The 2227-nt window shown below is 73.3% G+C and carries 1 protein-coding gene; it reads right to left on the reverse strand.

Annotation, left to right across the window (positions count from 1 at the left end; genetic code table 11):
• Positions 1-1944: PAS domain-containing sensor histidine kinase (locus tag AOK24_RS34830; protein WP_159052091.1), on the reverse strand; the 1944-nt coding region annotated here is incomplete at its 3' end.
• Between the last annotated feature and the right edge of the window lie 283 nt (positions 1945-2227).

Below are 2227 nucleotides of genomic sequence, written 5' to 3' on the forward strand. Positions count from 1 at the left end.
CTCGGCGACCCCGTCGCCCCCGGCAAGGGCAGGCCCCCCGGCGAGCGCAGGCCGCCCCCGCCGTCGCCCGGACCCCTCGCCGCCCGCCTCGACAGCGACCTCGTCCGCCTCGGCGGCGGGCCGCCCCCGACGCCGGCGCCCGGTGGGCGGAACGGCGCCCTCACCGTCGTCGCCTTCCAGGAACGCGTCCACAGAGCTGCGCCGAGCCCGCCGATGTCCGGCATCGTCCGCCACGGGCGCCTCGGCAGCGGCCGTCTCCACAGGGACAGCGGGAACGACCCCGGCGCCACCCCCGAGCGGCACCTCCAGGACGTACGCGCTCCCGCTCATCCCCGGTACCTCGACGGTCTGGAGCACCCCGCCGTGCGCCCGCACGATCCCCCGCACGATCGGCTCGTGCACGGGGTCCCCGCCGCCGTAGGGCCCCCGGACCTCGATCCGGACGACCTCCCCGCGCTGGGCGGCGGCCACGACGACCGTGTTGTCCATGTACCCACCGGCCGACACCGGCGCGTTGCCGGTCGCGTCGACCCCCGCGACGTCCGCGACGAGGTGCGCCAGCGCCGTCGCGAGGAGACGCGCGTCGACCTCGGCCTCGATCGGCGGCGCGTGGACGGCGAACTGCACCCGCCCAGGACCGATCAGCTCGACCGCGCCGTCGACCCCGGACGCGACGACCGCGTCCAGCATCACCTTCGTACGGCTGACCTGCGCCTCGCCCGTGTCGAGGAGCTGGTAGCCGAGGACGTTGTCGATGAGGGTCGTGATGCGGGAGTACCCGGCGGAGAGGTGGTGCAGGACCTGGTTCGCCTCGGGCCACAGCTGCCCGGCGTCGTCGGCCGCGAGGGTCGCGAGTTCGCGGCGCAGCTCGTCGAGGGGGCCGCGCAGGGAGCGGCCGAGGAGGGTCAGCAACTGCTCGTGCCGGCCCGCGAGAGCCTCGTACCGGTCCTTCTCGCGCTCGCCGAGCGCGGCGTACCGGTCCTCGCCCGCCGCGATCTCCTCCGCGTGCTGCTCGGTGAGTTCCTCGATCTCCGCGACGTGCTGCTGGCGCAGCGCGGTCAGGTCGGAGGCGTGCTCCTCGCCGAGCCGCTCCAGTTCCTCCGCGTGGGCGGCCTCGACGGCCTCCTTCTCCTTCGCGAGCGCGTCGTACGGGCGCCGGTCGGTGAACGTCATCACCGCGCCGACCAGCTGGTCCCCGTCCCGTACCGGCGCCGTCGTCAGGTCCACCGAGACCTTGTCGCCGTTCTTCGCGAACAGCACCTGGCCGCGGACGCGGTGCTTGCGCCCCGAGCGCAGGGTGTCGGCGAGCGGCGACTCGTCGTACGGGAAGGGGGAGCCGTCCGGACGGGAGTGCAGGACGAGGGTGTGCAGCTCCTTGCCGCCCAGGTCACTGGCCCGGTACCCCAGTATCTGCGCGGCGGCGGGGTTGACGAGGACGATCCGGCCGTCCGTGTCCGTCCCCACGACGCCCTCCGACGCCGCCCGCAGGATCATCTCCGTCTGCCGCTGCGAGCGGGCCAGCTCCGCTTCCGTGTCCACCGTGCCGGACAGGTCGCGTACGACCAGCATCAGCAGTTCGTCCGGGGAGTAGCCGTATCCGTCGTACGCCTGCTGGCCGTTCTCCAGGTTCGCGCTCGTGACCTCGACCGGGAACTCGACGCCGTCCGTACGGCGGGCGATCATGCGGGCCGGCTTGGTCCGCCCGCGCGGATCGATGTGATCGGGCCTGCGCATCGACCCGGGGATCAGCTTCGAGTCGAACTCCGGCAGCAGGTCCAGCAGCCCCCGACCCACGAGCGCGGTCCCCGGCGTCTCGAACGCCTCCAACGCGATCGTGTTCGCGTTCACAACCGTCCCGTTGGCGTTGACCAGCACCAACGCGTCCGGCAAGGCGTCCAGTATCGCCGCGAGGCGAGCAGCGCCTCGGGATGGCCTGCTGCTCACGAGACGCTTCCTCCCTGTCACCGCACCTTGCCTACCGCTCGGGCCATCTTGCCAACGGCTCCGCGGGGTGTCACGCGAGGGAGTCTAAAGGCAGGGGGTCCTCCCGCGACGCCGTATGAGAGCCACCTCGCATCCGACGCGTGCCCCTGCGAACGCCGGTACGAACCGGGGTCGCGGGAAGTGCGCGGGAGGTTTACGCGGGTGGGGATTTCGTCGCGACTGTGTACGGACGTGAGGGGCCCGGCGCCGTACGGACGTGAGGGCCCCCGGCGCCCTCCCCGCC

Origin of the sequence: Streptomyces niveiscabiei (genome assembly GCF_001419795.1) — a bacterium.
GTDB classification, from domain to species: domain Bacteria; phylum Actinomycetota; class Actinomycetes; order Streptomycetales; family Streptomycetaceae; genus Streptomyces; species Streptomyces niveiscabiei.